This is a genomic window from Vannielia litorea (assembly GCF_019801175.1).
Classification (GTDB): Bacteria; Pseudomonadota; Alphaproteobacteria; order Rhodobacterales; family Rhodobacteraceae; genus Vannielia; species Vannielia litorea_B.
Genome location: NZ_JAHVJR010000001.1, coordinates 2,955,556 through 2,973,578 on the forward strand (window position 1 = coordinate 2,955,556; position 18,023 = coordinate 2,973,578).

Genomic DNA, 18,023 nt, shown 5'->3' on the forward strand with positions numbered 1-18,023 from the left:
GGGACAACAACCGGGGCAGCAGGCAGCGTGCGTTTCACACGGCTCAGACTCAATGGCTTCAAGAGCTTCGTCGACCCGACCGATCTGGTCATCGCCGATGGCCTGACCGGCGTTGTCGGCCCGAACGGCTGCGGCAAGTCCAACCTGCTGGAAGCCCTGCGCTGGGTCATGGGCGAGAACCGCCCAACCGCCATGCGCGGCGGCGGCATGGAAGATGTCATCTTCGCCGGTGCCGCCTCGCGCCCGGCCCGCAACTTCGCCGAAGTCTCGATCCATATCGACAACGCCGAGCGCCTCGCGCCCGCCGGGTTCAACGATGCCGATGTGCTCGAGGTCGTCCGCCGCATCACCCGCGATGCCGGCTCGGCCTACAAGGCCAACACCAAGGATGTGCGGGCGCGCGACATCCAGATGCTCTTCGCCGATGCCTCCACCGGCTCGCACAGCCCGGCGCTGGTGCGGCAGGGGCAAATCTCGGAGCTGATCAACGCCAAGCCCAAGAACCGGCGGCGGATTCTCGAAGAGGCGGCAGGCATTTCCGGCCTCTACCAGCGCCGCCACGAGGCCGAGCTCAAGCTGAACGGCGCCGAGCAAAACCTCGCCCGCGTCGATGACGTGATCGAGCAACTCGCCGCCCAGCTTTCACAGCTCGCCCGGCAGGCCCGGCAGGCCGCCCGCTATCGCGAGATCGGCACCGAGTTGCGGCAGGTCGAAGGCCTGCTGCTCTACCGCCGCTGGAAAGAGGCCGATGAGGCTGTGGCCGCCGCAGGCCACGCCCACCGCGAAACCGTTGCCGCCGCCTCCGCCGCCGAACGCGCCGTGCTGGCCGCCGAAAAGCGCCGCAGCGAGACCGATGCCGCCCTGCCCGCACTCCGCGAAGAAGAGGCGATTGCCGCCGCCGTGCTGCAACGGCTCTCGGTCGAGCGCGGCGGGTTGCGTGAGGAAGCCACGCGCGCCGAGGCCGCCATCGACACACTGAAGAACCGGCTGGTCCAGCTTGCCCGTGACATGGAGCGCGAAGACGGGCTGAACCGTGATGCCGGTGAGACCGTCCAGCGCCTCGGCTGGGAGGAGACCGAGCTGCAAAAGGCCGGTGAGGGCCACGAGGACAAGCTGGAGCAGGCCACCGAGGCCGCCCGCAAAGCTGCCTCCGTGCTCTCCGAGATCGAGGAGCAACTGGCTGAAAAGACAGAGGATGTTGCCCGCCTCGCCGCCCGCCACCAATCTGCCCAGCGGATGCAGGCCGATGCCCGCAGCGCCGCCGACCGAGGCGAGGCCGAGGCCGCCAAGGCCCGGGCGCAGGCCGAGGAGGCGCGGGGCCGCAAGTCCGGCGCCGAGGAGGCGATGCGCGCGGCCCAGATGGCCAGCGAGATCGCCAGCGCCAAGGCCGAAGAGGCCGAGGCCGCGCTCGAGGCTGCCGATGCTGCCCGCGCCGATATCGCCGGGCGCGAGGCCGAAGCCCGCGCAGCCGCCTCCGCCGCCGAGGGCGAAACCAAGACCCTTTCCGCCGAGATGCACGCGCTGGCCCGGCTGGTCGACCGCGAGGGCACCGAGGGCGCGCAGGTGCTCGACATGCTCTCGGTCGACAAGGGCTACGAAAAGGCTCTCGGCGCCGCGCTGGCCGACGATCTTCGCGCCCCCGCCGTCGAGGCCGACGCGCCCTCCGGCTGGGCCGCCCTGCCCGCCTATCCTGCGCCGCAGGGCCTGCCCGGCGGGCTGCATCCGCTGGCCGATTACATGCATGTGCCCGAGGTGCTCCAGCGCCGCATGGCCGAGGTCGGGCTGGTGAGCTCCCCCGAGGAGGGCGCCGCGCGGCAGGCCGAGCTGAAGCCCGGCCAGCGGCTGGTGAGCCGTGAGGGCGACCTCTGGCGTTGGGATGGCTTCCGCGCCGGGGCCGAAGATGCGCCCTCCGCCGCCGCCCTCCGGTTGGAGCAGCTGAACCGGCTGGAAGAGCTGAAGATCGACCTCAACGAGGCCGAGGCCCGCGCCGAGGGCGCACGCTCCGCCCACCGCAGCCTGTCCGACGAGTTGGCCCGCGTGACCGAGGCCGACCGCGCCGCCCGTCAGGCCCGCCGAGAGGCCGACACCGCGCTCGCCGATGCCTCCCGCGCCCTGAACCGCGCCGAGAGCGATGCCGCCATGGCCGCCACCCGCGCCGAAGCCGCCGAGATGGCGGTGAAGCGCCATGAGGATGAGGCCGCCGATGCACGCGGCCGTCTGGCCGAGGCCGAGGCTGCGCTGTCTCAGCTCGGCGATCTGGAGGAGGCGCGCGGCAACGTCGAGGCTGCCAAGAGCCTCGTCGAGAACGCCCGGCAGGACATGCTCTCCCGCCGCGCCGTGCAGGATGAGATCCGCCGCATGGGCGAGGCCCGCGTGCGGCGCGTGCAGGAGATCGCCCGCGAAGTCGCCAGCTGGACCGAGCGCCTCACCAACGCAGAGACCCGCTCCACTGAGCTGAAGGAGCGCCACGCCGCTACCGAGGCCGAGCTGGAACAGGCCGAGGCCGCGCCGGAAGAGATCGAGGCCCGCGAGGCAAAGCTTCTGGAGGCGCTTGAGGGGGCCGAAGACCGCCGCAAAGCCGCCGCTGACGCACTGGCGACCGGCGAGAGCGCATGGCGCGAGGCTCAGGCTCAGGAGCGCGAGGCCACCAAGATCGCAGGCGATTTGCGCGAAGGGCGCGCCGCCGCACAGGCCCGCATGGAGGCCGCGCAGGAAGCCCGGAAGCTCGCCGAGGAGCGTATCCACGAAGAGCTGGAATGCGCCCCCGCAAAACTGCTCGAAACCCTGGACACCGACCCCGAGAAGATGCCCGGTGTCGATGCGCTCGAAAATGACCTCTCCCGCCTGCGCCGCCAGCGCGACGCTTTGGGCGCGGTGAACCTCCGCGCCGAGGAAGACGCCAAAGAGGTCCAGACCGAGCATGACGAGTTGGTGAAAGAAAAGGCCGATCTCGAAGAGGCGATCCGCGCTCTGCGCAACGGCATCGCCGGCCTCAACAAGGAGGGCCGCGAGCGCCTTCTGACCGCCTTCGAACAGGTGAACTCAAACTTCACCCTCCTGTTCAAGCACCTCTTCGGTGGCGGTGAGGCCTCGCTCGAACTGGTCGAGTCAGATGACCCGCTGGAAGCCGGCCTCGAGATCATGTGCATGCCGCCGGGCAAGAAACTCAGCACGCTCAGCCTGCTGTCAGGCGGCGAGCAGACCCTGACCGCGCTCGCGCTCATCTTCGCCGTCTTCCTCGCCAACCCCGCCCCGATCTGCGTGCTCGACGAGGTGGATGCCCCGCTTGACGATGCCAACGTCACCCGGTTCTGCGACCTGCTGGACGAGATGACGCGGCGGACAGATACCCGCTTCCTCATCATCACCCACCACGCGGTGACGATGAGCCGGATGGATCGCCTCTTCGGCGTCACCATGCAGGAACAGGGCGTGAGCCAACTGGTCTCGGTCGACCTCAAGAAGGCCGAAGCGCTCGTGGCCTGAGTGGCGAATGGCGGGACGTATCCCGCCACCACGCCTGAAGCCTCACCCCTTGATACTCTCCGCCGAGGCCATCCCTTCGGCCATCGACTTGCCACCGATCTTGTCGCGTACGGCCTTCTCGATGCGCTCGCCAATGTCACCGTCAATGTTGCGCCAGTACTCGAACGCCCGCACCAACACCTTCTCGCTGACCCCGGCGCTCAGGTGCCCGGCGACGTTATTCACCAGGCGCTCACGGCCATCGTCGTCCATCACCTCGCGCACCAGCGTTCCGGCCTGGCTCCAGTCGTCGTCATCCTCGCGCAGCGTATAGGCCTCGCGCACCATCTCGCCGTCGCTGTGCCAGAGCCCGGCTTCGTGCTCGTGAGGCTGTGCCTCGGGCCCGCCGTAGGTGTTGGGCGCATAGACCGGGTCGCTCACCGGCACCGTCCGCCCCGCACCATCCTTCGAGTAGCTATGCACCGGCGATTGCGCCTTGTTCACCGGAATTTCCTTGTAATTCACCCCAAGCCGCGCGCGGTGGGCATCGGCGTAGGAAAATCCCCGTGCCAGCAGCATCTTGTCGGGCGAAAGGCCCACGCCCGGCACCATGTTGTTCGGCTCGAAAGCCGCCTGCTCGATCTGGGTATGAAAATCGGTCGGGTTCCGATCGAGCACCATCCTGCCGACCTCGATCAGCGGGTAATCGGCATGCGGCCAGACCTTGGTGAGGTCGAACGGGTTGATCCGGTAGGTCTTTGCATCGTCCCACGGCATCACCTGCCACTTCAGTGTCCAGCTCGGGTGGTTGCCCTCGCGGATCTGGTTGAACAGGTCGGCCCGGTGATAGTCGCCATCCGTGCCCGCCAGCCTGTCGGCCTCTTCCTGCGTGAGGTGCGCGTTGCCGTCGCCTTGGTCGGTATGAAAGTGGAATTTCACCCAAAACCGCTCGCCCTCAGCGTTCACCAGTGAGTAGGTGTGCGAGGAATAGCCATTCATCTCCCGCCACGTCCGCGGAATGCCCCGGTCGCCCATCAGGTAAGCCACCTGGTGCGCGCTCTCGGGCGACAGCGTCCAGAAATCCCACTGCATGTCATGGTCGCGCAACCCGTTGTCCGCGCGGCGTTTCTGGCTGCGGATGAAGTGCTGAAACTTCATCGGATCCCGGATGAAGAAGATGGGCGTGTTGTTGCCCACCATGTCGAAGTTGCCTTCCTCGGTGTAGAACTTCACCGCAAAGCCGCGCGGGTCGCGCCACGTGTCAGGGCTGCCCTGCTCGCCCGCCACGGTGGAAAACCGGGCGAGGATGTCGGTCTTCGCGCCCGGCTGAAACACCTTCGCCTTGGTGTATTTCGAAACATCCGCCGTCACTTCGAAATGCCCGAAGGCACCCGAGCCCTTTGCATGCGGTTGCCGCTCCGGGATGCGCTCGCGGTTGAAGTTGGCCATCTGCTCCAGCAGGTAATGGTCATTCAGCACGATCGGGCCGTCGCGGCCTACGGTCAGCGAATGCTCATCGCTCTGGACCGGAATGCCGGCATCGGTGGTGGTGTGCGGGGTGGAAGGTTTCTTGGCCATGTCGGGCTGCCTTTCGTTCAGGTGGCGTTGCCAACAGAACGATCCAGCCAATCAGAGGTTCCGGCCCACGCCGGACTGGCCGTGGCGCAGGCGGCCTCGGCCGCTCAGACCATCTCTTTCGCCAGTTCGCCAATCTTCTTGGCGACGGACTCCAGCGTTTCCGAATAGGCCCGCACCCGCTCACGAATTTCCGGCTCGCACTCGGGCACGCCATCGAGCGTGGCATAAAGCTCTTCGCTGCGGCGATGGAACTTGAGGCTCAGGTCCTCCACCATCGTCTCATAGGATTTTTCGGCGAGCTGGAAGTAATCCTGCCGATCGCCCGGCTTCGTCACCCGGCGGATCATCCGGCGGTCGATCAGCGCGCGGGTCGCCGTGCTGATGCTGCCCCGGCTCACCTGAAGCTCTGTCGCAAGGTCGCAGAACGCAACCGGAGACCCTTCCCAAACCAGCGCGCCCATCACCCGCCCTGCGGTGCGCGGCAGGCCGTCGGATTGCATCAGCAGCCCGATCTTCTCGATGAACTCGTCACGGATTTCTTCGATGGATTTGGTCATTCGGTCGCCTCTTCGGAGCTTCAATTCATATGCGTCTTGGTCACTGTTCTTCTGTCGTTCTCGTAAGTTCAGATAGTACTAAACGCACTTAAAGTCTAGTGGTTCCCCCGTCCTGTGCGCCTGCGGAGGCCACCCGGGGCCATCCGACAAATTTTGAATCAAGCAAATTCAATGCATTAGCATGTTCAATCCGATTATTTTGTTCTGTTTGTTTGATTCATACTAAACAGACCATACATCGGGCTCATCACGATGCAAGACATCGCGCCAACAGCCCACCAACGGGCACCACACGAAAGAGAGACAAGACAATGAAAACCCCCATCCTCGCAGCCGCCATTCTCGCCGTCGCCGCTCCCGCCTTCGCAAGCGATGCCAGCCTCGCCCGCTCCCTCGGCGTTCAGCCCGGTGCCTACACCCAAGAGCAGCTGGCCACGCTGAAAGCCCACGAGGGCGACTCCGCCGGTGAATCCCGCGTCTACTTCGGTGGCGATGCCGCCAACGGCGTGGTCAATGACGTGGCCGCCGCCAAGTTCCGCGAGCTGAACGCCGAGCAGAACAACGGCGTGTCCGCCACCTCGCAGGCGGTTGCCGCCCGCGGCATCATCAACCCGGTTGCCGAAGCCAAGTTCCAGGAACTGCGCGCCGAGTAATCCGCGCCCATCAGCGCAGCAAAAAGGGGGCCGTCATGGCCCCCTTTCTATGTCTATCACCTATGCTTTCCCCGGCCCCAGCACCGACCGCAGCCGCCGGAATGCTTCCTCCGGGCCAGCGCTCGCCTCCGCCAGAAACCCGTCCAATTGCCCGTAAACCCGGATCGCCGCATCGATCTCCGGATCCGAGCCCGAGGTATAGAGCCCCGACTGAATCATCAGCTCCGCCCGGTCATAAGCCCCCAGCCGTCGCCGTGCCTTGGCGATCAACGCATTCTCCTGGGGGCTGGCCGCCTCGGGGAGTGACCGCGAGGTGGAGCGCAGCAGGTCCACCGCCGGAAAGCGCCCGCGTTCCGCGATCTCCCGCGCCAGCACCACGTGGCCGTCGAGCACGCCGCGCAGGATGTCGGCCACCGGCTCCTCCATGTCTGATCCGGCGACCAGCACAGAGAAAATCGCGGTGATGTCGCCCACTCCCTCCACCCCCGGCCCGGCCCGCTCGGCCAGCGCCATGATCATATGGGCGGTCGAGGGCGGATAGCCCCGCAAGCTCGCAGGCTCCCCCGCCGCCAGCGCTACCTCCCGGTGCGCCTCGGCAAAGCGCGTTACCGAGTCGGCCAGAAAAAGCACATGGTGCCCCTCGTCCCGCAGGTGCTCCGCCACCGCCATCGCCGTCCAGAGGCACCGGCGCCGGGCAATGGCCGACTGGTCCGATGTCGCCGCCACGATCACCGAGCGCGCCATCCCCTCCGGCCCCAGCACATCTTCTATGAAGTGCCGCAGCTCCCGCCCCCGCTCACCTACCAGGGCAATCACCGCCCGGTCGGCCTGAAGCCCCCGGCCCAGTGCGCCCAGCAGTGAGGATTTGCCCACGCCCGACCCGGCGAAAAGGCCGAGGCGCTGGCCCCGGACGATCGGCAGCAGCGTGTCGAACACCGCCAGCCCGGTGCCCAGCCGGTCGCCCAGCCGCTTGCGCTGTGTCGCAGGCGGCGCATGGGGCCGCAGTGGGCGCAGGTCCGGCCCCCGCGCTAGCGCCCGCCTGTCGAGTGGCTGGCCATAGGGGTCGATCACCCGCCCCTGCCACGACAGATCAGGGAACAGCCCGTCGCCACCCTGAAGCGTCACCTTGTCGCCCAGCCGGATGCCATCGGCCGGCCCGTCCGGCAGCGCCATCGCGCGCTCCCGGTCGATATGCACGATCTCGCCCCGCAGCCGCCCGCCCTGCGTGCCGAGCCAGACCTGATCGCCTAGCGCGGCGATCTCCGACAGGCCGGTGAGTTCCACCGCGCCGCGCCCTACCGCACTGATCCGCCCGACCGAGGCCGAGGGCCGGAGCGCCGCAATTTCGGCGGTGAGTTGGGCAATAGAGGTCTCGGCCATGGGATTCTCCACATTCCGCGCCGCGAGCCGGGCGCCTGAAACTGTTTCTAAAGGAATCAGGGTTAAGCCCAGGTTGAAGCCCGTGGGAGAAACCCCGATGTTCGATCAGCTCGAGATCCTTTCAATGGCGCGTGGCCTTGCCACGCACTCCGCCGCCCGCCAGTCCGTGGTGGCGCAAAACCTCGCCCAGGCCGATACCGCCGGCTACAAGGCGCGCGACCTCGCCAGTTTTGGCGAGAGTTACCGTGCCTCGTCTGGGCTGGCCCTGCGCAGCACCCGCGCGGGCCATATCGCCGACAGCACGCCACCGCCCGCCCTGCGCCCCCATGTGGAGCGCGGCATCGATGGCGACCCCAACGGCAACACCGTTTCGATCGAGAGCCAGATGGTGAAATCGGCCGAGATCCGCACCCAGCACGAGATGGCGCTTTCGGTCTACCGCACCACGCTCGGCATCCTCCGCACCACGCTCGGCCGCAGGTAAGGGGGCAACATGAGCGATCTTCTGTCCAGTTTCTCCGTCTCCGCCAGCGGCATGGCCGCGCAAAGCTCGCGCCTGCGCCACGTGTCGGAGAACATCGCCAACGCCGATACCCCCGGCTACCACCGCAAGCTGACCCCGTTCCGCGAGGTGATGCAGGGCGGCCGGATGACCGGCGAGGTCGAGGCCGCGCCGGTCCGGCTCGATGACACCGAGCTTCCCGAGGTCTTCGACCCCTCGCACCCGATGGCCGATGAGGCGGGCTTCTACCGCGGCTCCAACGTCGACCTCGTGATCGAGATCGCCGATGCCCGCGAGGCCCAGCGCAGCTACGAGGCCAACCTCAAAATGTTTGATCAGGCCCGGCAGATGACCCGGAGCCTTTTGGAAATACTGCGAAAATAGCAGGTTAAAGGAGATCCAGAATGGATATCAAACTGTCCCAGGTGGCTCGGCTCTACGAAGGAGCCAAGCCGGCCACCGCTCCGAAAGAGAGCACTCAGTCGGGCGGCGAAGGCTTCGCCCGCGTGGCCCAGGACTTCGCCTCCATGCTCTCGAACGCGGAGCAGGTGGCGCAGGACGCGATGGTCGGCAAAGCCGATCCTCACGCCCTCGTTCAGGCATTGGCCGAAGCCGAGCTGGCGGTCGAAACCGCCGTCACGGTGCGCGACAAGGTCGTGGAGGCCTATCAGGAAATCCTGCGGATGCCTGTGTGATCAATGGAGGCGGCGGGCTTTTACGACACGCTCCGCGAGGGGCTCTGGGTCGGCGTCATCATCGCGCTGCCCATCCTCATCGTGGCACTCGTCGCGGGCGTGGCCATCGGCCTCGTCCAGGCGCTCACCTCGGTGCAGGAGATGACCCTCACCTTCGTGCCCAAGCTCGCCGCCATCCTCGCCGTCTTCTGGCTGACCATGGGGTTCATGACCGAAAGCCTCGTCAGCTTCTTCCAATCCACCCTCGTGCCGCTAATCGCCGGAGGATGACCCCATGAGCACCGGATACGTGACCCTCTCCCGCCAGACCGGGCTGATGAACGAGATGCGCGCGGTCGCGAACAACCTCGCCAACCTCTCCACCACCGGCTTCCGCCGCGAGGGGGTGATCTTTTCCGAATGGGTCCGCGCCGCCGATGGCCCCTCGGGCTCGGTCTCCATGGGCACCGCCCGCGTGCGCAACACCGACCTGTCTCAAGGCGTCCTCTCCCAGACCGGCGGCACCTTCGATTTTGCCATCGAGGGCGAGGGTTTCTTCCAGATCGAAACGCCCGAGGGCCTGCGCCTCACCCGTTCTGGCAGCTACACCCCCGGCCCGGCAGGCGAGTTGATGAACGGCGATGGCCATTTCCTGCTCGATGCCGGCGGCGCGCCCGTTTTCGCTCCGCCTGGCGTGCGCTCCATCAGCCTCTCGCCCGATGGCACCCTCTCCGCCGATGGCACCCCACTCACCCAGATCGGCGTGGTTGTGCCGGAGGATTACACCGCCATGACCCGCCAGGGCGGCACCCTCTTCAACCCCGGCGGCGCCGTGCTGCCCGCCGAGAACGCCCGCGTGCTGCAAGGCTTCGTTGAAGAGAGCAACGTTGATCCGATCCTCGAGATCGCCCGGATGATCGAGGTCCAGCGCACCTATGAGCTGGGCCAGAAATTTCTGGAGAAGGAGTCCGAGCGCAAGGATTCCGTCATCCAGACCCTGACACGCTAAGGAGGCAAGCCCATGCAGGCCCTGAAAATCGCCGCCACCGGCATGAGCGCGCAGCAGATGCGCGTCGATGTCATCTCCAACAATCTCGCGAATATGAGCACCACCGGCTACAACGCCCGCCGCGCCGATTTCGCCGATCTGCACTACCGCCAGCTCGCCCGGCCCGGCGCGATCAACGCAAATGATGGCACCATCCTGCCGACCGGCGTGCAGATCGGCCTCGGCGTGCGGCCCTCCGCAGTCAGCATGAACGTCCAGCAGGGCTCGCTCGGCGCCACCGGGGGTGATCTCGACGTGGCGATAGAGGGAAACGGCTACTTCGAGGTCACTCTGCCCTCCGGCCTCTCCGCCTACACCCGAGACGGCGCCCTGAAGCGCTCGGCCGATGGCCTCATCGTCACCGCCGACGGCTACGGCGTGGTGCCCGACATCACAATCCCCGAGGATGCCCGCGCCATCTCCATCAACGCCGACGGCGAGATCTACGCCTATTTCAACGACCAGGTCGCGCCCCAGCTTCTCGGCCAGTTCACCCTCGCCGACTTCTCCAACGTGAAGGGGCTCGAAGCGATGGGCTCCAACCTCTTCCTCGAGACCGAGGCCTCCGGCCCGCCGCTGGTGGCCACCCCCGGCGAACAGGGGCTCGGGACCGTCCGGCAAGGCTATTTGGAGGATAGCTCCGTCGATGCGGTGAAGGAGATCACCGATCTGATCACCGCCCAGCGCGGCTACGAGCTGAACGCCAAGGTCATCACCGCCGCCGACCAGATGCTCGGCGCCACCACCCAGATCCGCTAATGATGCTTCGCCTCCTCGCCCTTCTGTCGCTTCTAGCCAGCCCGCTCCGGGCCGAGATGCTGGTGGCCGCCCGGATGATCCCGGCGGGCACCCTGCTGGAGCCCCGCGATGTGCTCCTGCGCGAGGGCACGGCGGCCGGCGCGGTGGTGGCCGTCGATGAGGCCGTCGGGCTCGAATCCCGCGTCGTCCTCTACCCCGGTCGCCCGATCCGCGCCGCCGAGCTGGGTCCGCCCGCACTGGTCGAGCGCAACCAGATCGTCACCCTCGTCTACCGCCGCTCCGGCCTGCTCATCGCCACCGAGGCGCGGGCGCTGGGGCGCGGCGGCCTGGGCGACATGCTGAGAGTCATGAACCTCGCATCCCGCAGCACCGTCACCGGACAGGTCGACGAGGCGGGGCGCGTCATCGTGGGCCCAAGCGCCCGAATGCTGCACGACCTGGAGGACTTCTGATGACCCGCACCGCCCTTATCCTGCTCACCGCGCTACTCGCGCTCACCGGCTGCTCGCGTCTGCAAAACGTGGGCAAGGCCCCCGACTTCGAGCCGACCGAAAAGAGCTATGAGTATCGCGCCATGGCCTCCGTGCCCCTGCCCGACGTGCTCGACGACAAGCGCGGCGCCGAGCAGGCCTCGCTCTGGAGCCGCAACCGCAAGTCCCTGCTGGGTGACAGGCGGGCCGTGCGGCGCGGCGATATCCTCACCGTGGTGATCGAGATCGACGACAGCGCCTCCATCTCTAACGCCACCGGCCGCTCCCGCAACGGCTCCGAGAGCATGGGCGTCCCCTCGCTCTTCGGCATCCCCCAGCGGATCGACGAGCGCTTGCCCGAAGGCGCCAGCACCGCCGATGCGGTTTCAACGAACTCCTCCTCCACCTTCTCAGGCAACGGGTCTGTGAGCCGGAACGAGCAGCTGGAACTGCGCATCGCGGCGACCATCGTGGAGGAAATGTCCAACGGCATCCTGCGCATTCAGGGCAGCCAGGAGGTGCGGGTGAACTTCGAGCTGCGCGAGCTTCTGGTCACCGGCTACGTCCGCCCAGAGGATATCACCCGCCAGAACGAGATCACCTATGACAAGATCGCAGGTGCCCGCATTTCCTACGGCGGTCGTGGCCAGATCACCGATGTGCAGCAGCCGCGCTACGGCCAGCAGGTGGCCGACATCGTCCTGCCCTTCTGATCCGCGCCCACACCGGAGACAGCCCCATGAAGTCTATCCTCCTCATCCTCATCCTCGCCGCCATCGGCATCGGCGCGGGCGCAGGCGCGGGCATGATGCTCCGCCCGCCGCCCGAGGAGGTGGTGATGAACCCCTGCGGCGAGGAGGGCGAGATGGTCGAGAGCCACCCGGTCGCCGCGCCGGAGCCAAAGGACACCACCGGCGAGGAGGCCGACCCGAACAAGGAATACGTGAAGCTGAACAACCAGTTCATCGTGCCTATCGTCGAGGAGGGGCGCGTGGCCTCGATGGTGGTGCTCAGCCTCAGCCTCGAAGTCGAGCTCGGCCAGCGCGAAACCGTCTATGCCCGAGAACCCAAGCTGCGCGACAGCTTCCTGCAGGTGCTCTTCGACCACGCCAACTCTGGCGGGTTCTCTGGCAACTTCACCACCGGCACCAAGATGCGCCACCTCTCCGAAGCGCTTGAGGAGATTGGCCGCAAGGTGCTCGGCGCCACGCTGACGGATGTGCTCATCATCGACATCGTCCGGCAAGACAACTGACCGCCGGAAGCTGGCGCAGGGCCCGCGCGGCTCAGCGCCGCTCGCCCACCTCGCGGGTTTCGCTCAGGGTCATCCCGGCAGAGAGCGCCTCAGGGTCCACCACCAGCTCCAGCACCGCGAGCCGCCCGCTGGCCTGCGCCCGAACGAAGGCCCCGGCAAAGTCTTCCGTCCGCTCCACCCGCTCGCCAAACCCGCCATAGGCCTGCACCAGCGCCACGAAATCCGGGTTGGCCAGGTCGGTGCCCGAGACGCGCCCGGGGAAGGTCTTTTCCTGATGCATCCGGATCGTGCCATAGCGCCCGTTGTTGACCACCAGAACGATCGGCGCGGCGCCATGTTGCATCGCGGTCGAGAGCTCGTTGCAGGTCATCTGAAAACAGCCATCTCCCGCCAGTGCCACCACCACCCGCTCGGGATGGCGCAGCTTGGCGGCAATGGCGGCGGGCAGGCCATAGCCCATCGAGCCGGAAGTCGGCGCAAGCTGGGTGCCGTAACGCTTGAACTGGTAGTAGCGATGCAACCAGGCGGCATAGTTGCCGGCGCCATTGGTCAGCACCGCATCGTCGGGCAGGTTCTCCGAAAGCCAGTGAATCACCTGCTCCAGCTTCAGTGCGCCGGGGGTCTCCTTCGGCCGGATCCACTTTTCATAGGCAGCGCGGTAATCGGCCGTCCACTGCCGCTTGTCGCCGCGCGGGCGCACGGAGCGGGCGAGCTTGGCCAGCACCACCGGCGCCTCCGCGACGAAGGGCAGCTGCACCGGGTAGACCTTGCCGATCTCGTCCGGATCGGGGTGAACGTGGATGATCCGCTTGTGCGGCGCGGCCACGTCGAGCAGCTTGTAGCCGCCCATCGTCACATCGCCCAGCCGGGTGCCCAGCGCCACGATCAAATCGGCCTGTCGCACGGCATCGGCAAGGCCCGGGCTCATGCCCACGCCGAGATCGCCGATGTAATTGGGGTGCCGGTTGTCCATGTAATCCTGCCGCCGGAACGGCACCGCGACGGGCAGATCCATCGCCTCGGCAAAGCGGGCGAGGTTGGCGGAGGCCTCGGCACTCCAGCCCGGCCCGCCCGCGATCAGTAGCGGCCGGTGCGACCGCTCGATCTGGTGGATCACCAGCTCGGCAAAATTCGAGCCTTCCGGCGAGGTGAAAAAGGAGTCATCCGGGCGGTCGGCCACGTTGACCTTGTCGTGCAGCATGTCCTCGGGGAGCGAAAGCACCACCGGCCCCGGACGGCCCGACATCGACAGGCGGAAGGCGCGGTCGATGTATTCCGGCAGGCGCGCGGCGTCATCCACCTCCGCCGTCCACTTGGCGACGGGGGCCAGAAAGGCCTTCATGTCGACTTCCTGAAAGGCGTCGCGGTCGCGCTGCTCGCGCGGCACCTGCCCGACGAACACCACCATTGGCGTGCTGTCGTGCTTGGCCACATGCAGCCCGGCAGAGGCATTGGCCGCTCCCGGCCCGCGGGTCACGAAGAGCACGCCGGGCTCGCCGGTCATCTTGCCCTCGGCCTCGGCCATCATCGCCGCGCCACCTTCCTGGCGGCAGACGATGTTCTTGATGCCGGAGTCCACGAGCCCGTCGAGCACCGGCAAAAAGCTCTCTCCCGGCACCGAGAACACGCGTTCGATGCCACGGATGGCGAGTTGGTCGACAAGCACCTGCCCGCCATGCCGAAGCTCAGCGGCCCGCGGCGCGGCGGAAGGTTTGGGCGTTTTTAGTGGCACGACGGTCTTCATCTGGCGGCCCCGGGGATTCGTCTCAGCCTGTGCCATTCGCGCGGCCCCGGCAAGCCTCCGGCCCGACTATTTTCTGCTGTGGGGTCAGTGAGTCAGCGCGCCGTCGGTTCCGGTCGCCGCCGGGGTGAATCCGCCACCGTGGTACTCAACCATCGCGGCGAGGTCGTCGACCGGGGTGCCCGTGCGCAGGAAGGCGCAGGCATTGGATGCGATCGAAAAGATCGACCCGTCCGAGAAGAAGCTGGTGTCGGTGACGAAGATCACCTTGGTCTCGGGCCTGCGGTAGGCGGCAAAATCGGCCACCGCCAGCGCGCTGCCCTCGGCCAGCACGAGGTTCAGCACGATCACCTTGGCCTCGCCGTGGCGCAGCACATCCACCGCATCGCCCTGGCCGCCAACGAGCGTCACCTGGCAGCCTTGCCGCTCCAGATGCCGAGCCCAGAATCCTCCGAGCTCCTCGTCGCTTTCCACGATCAAGACTTTCACACCACGCCTCGCTGACCGGAAGGTTCCGGACGCAACGCCCCCTCAGCCCACTATGGGCCAGAATACCTAAACGCACGTTAACACATTGGACATAATGGTTAACGCGATTCCCCGGCTCCGGAGGGACAAATCTAAAATCAGCCTCAAATCAGCGCCTTGTCGCCCATCACCGGTGAACGGCCTGTTAACCACTTAACGTTTTCGTAGGCCCCGTTGCGTCCTCCCGCGCGTCCGCTACCCTCTCGCCGCACTGCCAGCCCCGGAGATCGCCATGCGCACCGCCCTTCTCGCCGCCAGCCTGCTCGCCGCCGCCCCGCTTCAGGCGCAAGAGGCGCCCTGCGGCGGTGACTTCACCGCCTTCAAGGCCGCTATCGCCGCCGAGGCCCCCTCCCACGGCGTCAGCGCCGACACCGCCAGCCGCTTCCTGTCCGGTGTCCGGCAAGACCAATCCGTGCTCAAGGCCGACCGCGCCCAAGGCGTCTTCCAGATGCCCTTCGTCGACTTCTCCCGCCGCCTCATCAGCCAGAGCCGGATCGACCGGGGCCGGGCCAATGCGCGCGAGTACGATGCCATCTTCACCGAGATCGAACAGCGCTACGGCGTCTCCCGCGGCGTCCTCCTCGCCTTCTGGGCCTTCGAAACCGACTACGGCGCGGTGCAGGGCGATTTCAACACGGTGAACGCCCTCGTTACCCTCGCCCACGACTGCCGCCGCCCCGGCCTCTTCCGGCCGCAGGTCTTTGCCGCGATGAAGCTCTATGAGTCCGGCGATCTCGACCCCGCCCGCACCACCGGCGCATGGGCGGGCGAGATCGGCATGGTCCAGATGCTCCCCGAAGACATCATCGAGAATGGCGTCGATGGCGACGGCGACGGCCACGTGAGCCTCAAGACATCGGCCCCCGACGCGCTGATGTCCGGCGGCAAGATGCTGCAATCGCTCGGCTGGCGCGCCGGCGAGCCGTGGCTCCAAGAGGTCACGATCCCCGACACGCTCGACTGGTCGCAGACCGGGCTGGAAACCGAGAAGCCCGCTTCCGAATGGGCCGCCCTCGGCGTGCAGCCCCGCGAGGGCAGCTTTGCCGATCTGCCCGCTTCGCTCCTGCTCCCGCAGGGCCGCAAGGGCCCGGCCTTCCTCGCCTACCCCAACTACCGCGTCTACTTCGAGTGGAACCAGAGCTTCGTCTACGTCACCACCGCCGCCTATTTCGCCACCCGGCTGGAGGGCGCCCCTGTGTTCAACGCAGGCGCCCCCGATCCGGGTCTCGCGGATGGGCAAATGAAGGCCCTGCAACAGAAACTTCAGGCGCAGGGCCATGACGTGGGCGAGGTCGACGGCATCTTGGGCGCAAAAACCCGCGCCGCCGTGCGCGCCGAACAGGCCCGCCTCGGCCTGCCCGCCGATGGCTGGCCCACCGCGGAACTGCTGAACAGTTTATGAGAATGCAACTGCGTCGCAGTTACATCTAATTGAAATCGTTGACTTTTCTATCGAGCGCCTTTACCTGACCCGCACAGGAAAGGCCCGCCATGACCCCGTTTGCCATCGCCACCCTCGCGCTTGCGCTCTCGATCGACGCCTTCGTGGCGGCGCTTGGCCGTGGCGCGCAGGTCGCCCGGCCCGGCTTTGCCGCCGCGCTCTCCACCGGCGCCGTCTTCGGTGCGGTCGAGGCGCTGACCCCATTGCTCGGTTGGGCCGCTGGGCTAGCCGCCGCGCAGTTCGTCGAGGCCATCGACCACTGGATCGCCTTTCTCCTCCTCGCGCTCGTCGGCGGGCGCATGGTGCTGCACGCGCTCGCCAAGTCCCGGCCCGCGCCCACCGCGGGCGGCCTCGTTCTCACCGCCATCGGCTCTTCCATCGACGCCTTCGCCGTGGGCATCTCGCTCGCCGTGCTCGGCGCGCCCATTGTCACGGTCGCCATCACCATCGGCGCCGCCACCCTCGTCATGGCCACCCTCGGCACCCTCGCCGGGGCCTCCCTTGGCCGCCGCTTCGGCACCCTCGCCGAGGTCGCGGGCGGCCTTGCGCTCATCGCCCTCGGCACCGGTATCCTGCTCGATCACACGCTCCTGGCCTGACGGCCGCCTGATCGGCCCCCAAATGGCGCCCGACCCGCTTGCCGCGCCGCGCCCGCGCCTTTAGAACGCGCAGGTCAACAAGGAGTCCGCGCGATGACCGAACAGCTCAACAGCTTCATGACCGGCCCCGATGAAAAGGGCCGCTTCGGCGATTTCGGCGGGCGTTTCGTGTCGGAAACGCTGATGCCGCTGATCCTCGAACTCGAGGAACGCTACGAGCACGCCAAGACCGACCCGGAGTTCTGGGCCGAGATGGACTTCCTGTGGAAGCATTACGTCGGCCGCCCCAGCCCGCTCTACTTTGCCGAGCGGCTGACCGAGCGCCTCGGTGGCGCCAAGGTTTACTTCAAGCGCGACGAGCTGAACCACACCGGCGCCCATAAAATCAACAACGTGCTGGGCCAGATCATCCTCGCCCGCCGCATGGGCAAGAACCGCATCATCGCCGAGACCGGCGCAGGCCAGCACGGCGTGGCCACCGCCACCGTCTGCGCCAAGTTCGGCCTCAAATGCGTGGTCTACATGGGCGCCCATGACGTGGAGCGCCAAGCCCCCAACGTCTTCCGCATGCGCCTTCTGGGCGCCGAGGTGGTGCCGGTGACCTCCGGGCGTGGCACCCTGAAAGACGCGATGAACGACGCGCTGCGCGACTGGGTGACCAACGTGCGCGATACCTTCTATTGCATCGGCACCGTCGCCGGCCCGCACCCCTACCCCGCGATGGTCCGCGATTTTCAGGCCATCATCGGCAAGGAAACCCGCGAGCAGATGATGGAGGCCGAGGGCCGCCTGCCCGACAGCCTCGTGGCCGCCATTGGCGGCGGCTCCAACGCGATGGGCCTGTTCTTCCCCTTCCTCGATGACAAGGAAGTCGAGATCATTGGCGTCGAGGCCGGCGGCAAGGGCGTGAACGAGAAGATGGAGCATTGCGCCTCCCTCTCCGGCGGCCGCCCCGGCGTGCTCCACGGCAACCGCACCTATCTGCTGCAGGATGAAGACGGCCAGATCCTCGAAGGCTCCTCCATCTCGGCGGGCCTCGACTATCCCGGCATCGGGCCGGAGCACTCCTGGCTGCACGAGACGGGCCGCGCCAAATACGTGTCGATCACCGACGCCGAGGCGCTCGAGGCCTTCCAGCTCTGCTGCGAGACCGAAGGGATCATCCCCGCGCTCGAGCCCTGCCACGCGCTCGGCCACGTCATCAAATACGCGCCCACCCTGCCCGCCGATCACATCCTCTGCATGAACATGTGCGGCCGCGGCGATAAAGATATCTTCACCGTCGCCAAGGCCCTCGGCGTCGACATGAGCGCGATGGGCTGAGGCCTAAACCTCGGTTTAGGCCCCTCTGCCGGGGGTTTAGGCCGGTCACC

19 protein-coding genes are annotated in these 18,023 nt (G+C 67.1%); 14 read left to right on the forward strand and 5 right to left on the reverse strand.

Annotated elements, in window-relative coordinates:
- Positions 1-27 precede the first annotated feature (27 nt).
- Entirely contained in the window at positions 28-3,486 is a 3,459-nt protein-coding gene (gene smc / locus KUV38_RS14470; protein ID WP_222470720.1) for a chromosome segregation protein SMC, read from the forward strand.
- Between the two features lie 42 nt (positions 3,487-3,528).
- On the opposite strand, the gene KUV38_RS14475 is transcribed toward smc, so the two are convergent.
- Both KUV38_RS14475 and KUV38_RS14480 read right to left on the reverse strand, forming a co-directional pair.
- Positions 3,529-5,043, reverse strand: coding sequence for a catalase (locus tag KUV38_RS14475; protein WP_222470721.1), 1,515 nt, complete (start codon positions 5,041-5,043; stop codon positions 3,529-3,531).
- 104 nt (positions 5,044-5,147) lie between these two features.
- Positions 5,148-5,600: a GbsR/MarR family transcriptional regulator gene (locus tag KUV38_RS14480; protein ID WP_222470722.1), complete on the reverse strand. Its 453-nt coding sequence runs from the start codon at positions 5,598-5,600 to the stop codon at positions 5,148-5,150.
- A 311-nt stretch (positions 5,601-5,911) separates the two neighbouring features.
- On the opposite strand from KUV38_RS14480, the gene KUV38_RS14485 reads away from it, so the two are divergent.
- Entirely contained in the window at positions 5,912-6,253 is a 342-nt protein-coding gene (locus tag KUV38_RS14485; RefSeq protein WP_222470723.1) for a hypothetical protein, read from the forward strand.
- 60 nt (positions 6,254-6,313) lie between these two features.
- Here KUV38_RS14485 and KUV38_RS14490 read toward each other — a convergent pair whose 3' ends face one another.
- Complete coding sequence (locus tag KUV38_RS14490; protein ID WP_222470724.1) at positions 6,314-7,633, reverse strand: FliI/YscN family ATPase; 1,320 nt, start codon at positions 7,631-7,633, stop codon at positions 6,314-6,316.
- Between the two features lie 97 nt (positions 7,634-7,730).
- Between KUV38_RS14490 and KUV38_RS14495 the strand changes: the two genes are divergently transcribed.
- From KUV38_RS14495 to KUV38_RS14535, 9 genes are read left to right on the forward strand one after another with little or no spacing between them, the layout of a single operon-like run.
- Positions 7,731-8,117, forward strand: a complete 387-nt coding sequence (locus tag KUV38_RS14495; RefSeq protein ID WP_222470725.1) for a FlgB family protein — start codon at positions 7,731-7,733, stop codon at positions 8,115-8,117.
- A 9-nt stretch (positions 8,118-8,126) separates the two neighbouring features.
- The gene (gene flgC, locus KUV38_RS14500; protein ID WP_222470726.1) at positions 8,127-8,519 is read left to right on the forward strand and encodes a flagellar basal body rod protein FlgC; all 393 of its coding nucleotides are present in this window, start codon (positions 8,127-8,129) and stop codon (positions 8,517-8,519) included.
- A gap of 20 nt (positions 8,520-8,539) precedes the next feature.
- Positions 8,540-8,830, forward strand: coding sequence for a flagellar hook-basal body complex protein FliE (gene fliE, locus KUV38_RS14505; RefSeq protein ID WP_222470727.1), 291 nt, complete (start codon positions 8,540-8,542; stop codon positions 8,828-8,830).
- 3 nt (positions 8,831-8,833) lie between these two features.
- The gene (locus KUV38_RS14510) at positions 8,834-9,100 is read left to right on the forward strand and encodes a flagellar biosynthetic protein FliQ (protein ID WP_222470728.1); all 267 of its coding nucleotides are present in this window, start codon (positions 8,834-8,836) and stop codon (positions 9,098-9,100) included.
- 4 nt (positions 9,101-9,104) lie between these two features.
- Positions 9,105-9,818 carry a flagellar hook-basal body complex protein gene (locus tag KUV38_RS14515; RefSeq protein WP_222470729.1) on the forward strand — a complete coding sequence of 238 codons (714 nt, stop codon included), beginning with the start codon at positions 9,105-9,107 and terminating at the stop codon, positions 9,816-9,818.
- A gap of 12 nt (positions 9,819-9,830) precedes the next feature.
- Positions 9,831-10,616, forward strand: coding sequence for a flagellar basal-body rod protein FlgG (gene flgG / locus KUV38_RS14520; protein WP_222470730.1), 786 nt, complete (start codon positions 9,831-9,833; stop codon positions 10,614-10,616).
- The gene (gene flgA, locus KUV38_RS14525; RefSeq protein ID WP_315898633.1) at positions 10,616-11,068 is read left to right on the forward strand and encodes a flagellar basal body P-ring formation chaperone FlgA; all 453 of its coding nucleotides are present in this window, start codon (positions 10,616-10,618) and stop codon (positions 11,066-11,068) included. The genes flgG and flgA overlap by 1 nt, the downstream gene beginning before the upstream one ends.
- Positions 11,068-11,799, forward strand: coding sequence for a flagellar basal body L-ring protein FlgH (flgH, locus tag KUV38_RS14530; protein ID WP_222470731.1), 732 nt, complete (start codon positions 11,068-11,070; stop codon positions 11,797-11,799). Before flgA ends, flgH begins: the two co-directional genes overlap by 1 nt.
- A gap of 26 nt (positions 11,800-11,825) precedes the next feature.
- On the forward strand, positions 11,826-12,341 hold the full coding sequence (locus KUV38_RS14535; RefSeq protein ID WP_222470732.1) for a flagellar basal body-associated FliL family protein: 516 nt from the start codon (positions 11,826-11,828) through the stop codon (positions 12,339-12,341).
- A gap of 31 nt (positions 12,342-12,372) precedes the next feature.
- On the opposite strand, the gene KUV38_RS14540 is transcribed toward KUV38_RS14535, so the two are convergent.
- Both KUV38_RS14540 and KUV38_RS14545 read right to left on the reverse strand, forming a co-directional pair.
- Positions 12,373-14,085 (reverse strand): thiamine pyrophosphate-binding protein, encoded by a 1,713-nt coding sequence (locus KUV38_RS14540; RefSeq protein ID WP_222470733.1) that lies wholly within the window; start codon positions 14,083-14,085, stop codon positions 12,373-12,375.
- 84 nt (positions 14,086-14,169) lie between these two features.
- Positions 14,170-14,571 (reverse strand): response regulator transcription factor, encoded by a 402-nt coding sequence (locus KUV38_RS14545; protein ID WP_222470734.1) that lies wholly within the window; start codon positions 14,569-14,571, stop codon positions 14,170-14,172.
- A gap of 271 nt (positions 14,572-14,842) precedes the next feature.
- Here KUV38_RS14545 and KUV38_RS14550 point away from each other — a divergent pair, with 271 nt between their 5' ends.
- From KUV38_RS14550 to trpB, 3 genes are all read left to right on the forward strand, one after another.
- Complete coding sequence (locus tag KUV38_RS14550) at positions 14,843-16,012, forward strand: lytic murein transglycosylase (RefSeq protein WP_222470735.1); 1,170 nt, start codon at positions 14,843-14,845, stop codon at positions 16,010-16,012.
- An 89-nt stretch (positions 16,013-16,101) separates the two neighbouring features.
- On the forward strand, positions 16,102-16,650 hold the full coding sequence (locus KUV38_RS14555; RefSeq protein WP_222470736.1) for a manganese efflux pump MntP family protein: 549 nt from the start codon (positions 16,102-16,104) through the stop codon (positions 16,648-16,650).
- A 93-nt stretch (positions 16,651-16,743) separates the two neighbouring features.
- Entirely contained in the window at positions 16,744-17,973 is a 1,230-nt protein-coding gene (gene trpB, locus KUV38_RS14560) for a tryptophan synthase subunit beta (protein WP_222470737.1), read from the forward strand.
- Positions 17,974-18,023 lie beyond the last annotated feature (50 nt).

Excerpts from the sequence above, each read along its gene's own strand:
- KUV38_RS14475 (WP_222470721.1), bottom strand. The coding sequence starts at position 5,043 with ATGGCCAAGAAACCTTCCACCCCGCACACCACCACCGATGCCGGCATT.
- KUV38_RS14480 (WP_222470722.1), bottom strand. The coding sequence starts at position 5,600 with ATGACCAAATCCATCGAAGAAATCCGTGACGAGTTCATCGAGAAGATC.
- KUV38_RS14485 (WP_222470723.1), top strand. The coding sequence starts at position 5,912 with ATGAAAACCCCCATCCTCGCAGCCGCCATTCTCGCCGTCGCCGCTCCC.
- KUV38_RS14490 (WP_222470724.1), bottom strand. The coding sequence starts at position 7,633 with ATGGCCGAGACCTCTATTGCCCAACTCACCGCCGAAATTGCGGCGCTC.
- KUV38_RS14495 (WP_222470725.1), top strand. The coding sequence starts at position 7,731 with ATGTTCGATCAGCTCGAGATCCTTTCAATGGCGCGTGGCCTTGCCACG.
- flgC (WP_222470726.1), top strand. The coding sequence starts at position 8,127 with ATGAGCGATCTTCTGTCCAGTTTCTCCGTCTCCGCCAGCGGCATGGCC.
- fliE (WP_222470727.1), top strand. The coding sequence starts at position 8,540 with ATGGATATCAAACTGTCCCAGGTGGCTCGGCTCTACGAAGGAGCCAAG.
- KUV38_RS14510 (WP_222470728.1), top strand. The coding sequence starts at position 8,834 with ATGGAGGCGGCGGGCTTTTACGACACGCTCCGCGAGGGGCTCTGGGTC.
- KUV38_RS14515 (WP_222470729.1), top strand. The coding sequence starts at position 9,105 with ATGAGCACCGGATACGTGACCCTCTCCCGCCAGACCGGGCTGATGAAC.
- flgG (WP_222470730.1), top strand. The coding sequence starts at position 9,831 with ATGCAGGCCCTGAAAATCGCCGCCACCGGCATGAGCGCGCAGCAGATG.
- flgA (WP_315898633.1), top strand. The coding sequence starts at position 10,616 with ATGATGCTTCGCCTCCTCGCCCTTCTGTCGCTTCTAGCCAGCCCGCTC.
- flgH (WP_222470731.1), top strand. The coding sequence starts at position 11,068 with ATGACCCGCACCGCCCTTATCCTGCTCACCGCGCTACTCGCGCTCACC.
- KUV38_RS14535 (WP_222470732.1), top strand. The coding sequence starts at position 11,826 with ATGAAGTCTATCCTCCTCATCCTCATCCTCGCCGCCATCGGCATCGGC.
- KUV38_RS14540 (WP_222470733.1), bottom strand. The coding sequence starts at position 14,085 with ATGAAGACCGTCGTGCCACTAAAAACGCCCAAACCTTCCGCCGCGCCG.
- KUV38_RS14550 (WP_222470735.1), top strand. The coding sequence starts at position 14,843 with ATGCGCACCGCCCTTCTCGCCGCCAGCCTGCTCGCCGCCGCCCCGCTT.
- KUV38_RS14555 (WP_222470736.1), top strand. The coding sequence starts at position 16,102 with ATGACCCCGTTTGCCATCGCCACCCTCGCGCTTGCGCTCTCGATCGAC.
- trpB (WP_222470737.1), top strand. The coding sequence starts at position 16,744 with ATGACCGAACAGCTCAACAGCTTCATGACCGGCCCCGATGAAAAGGGC.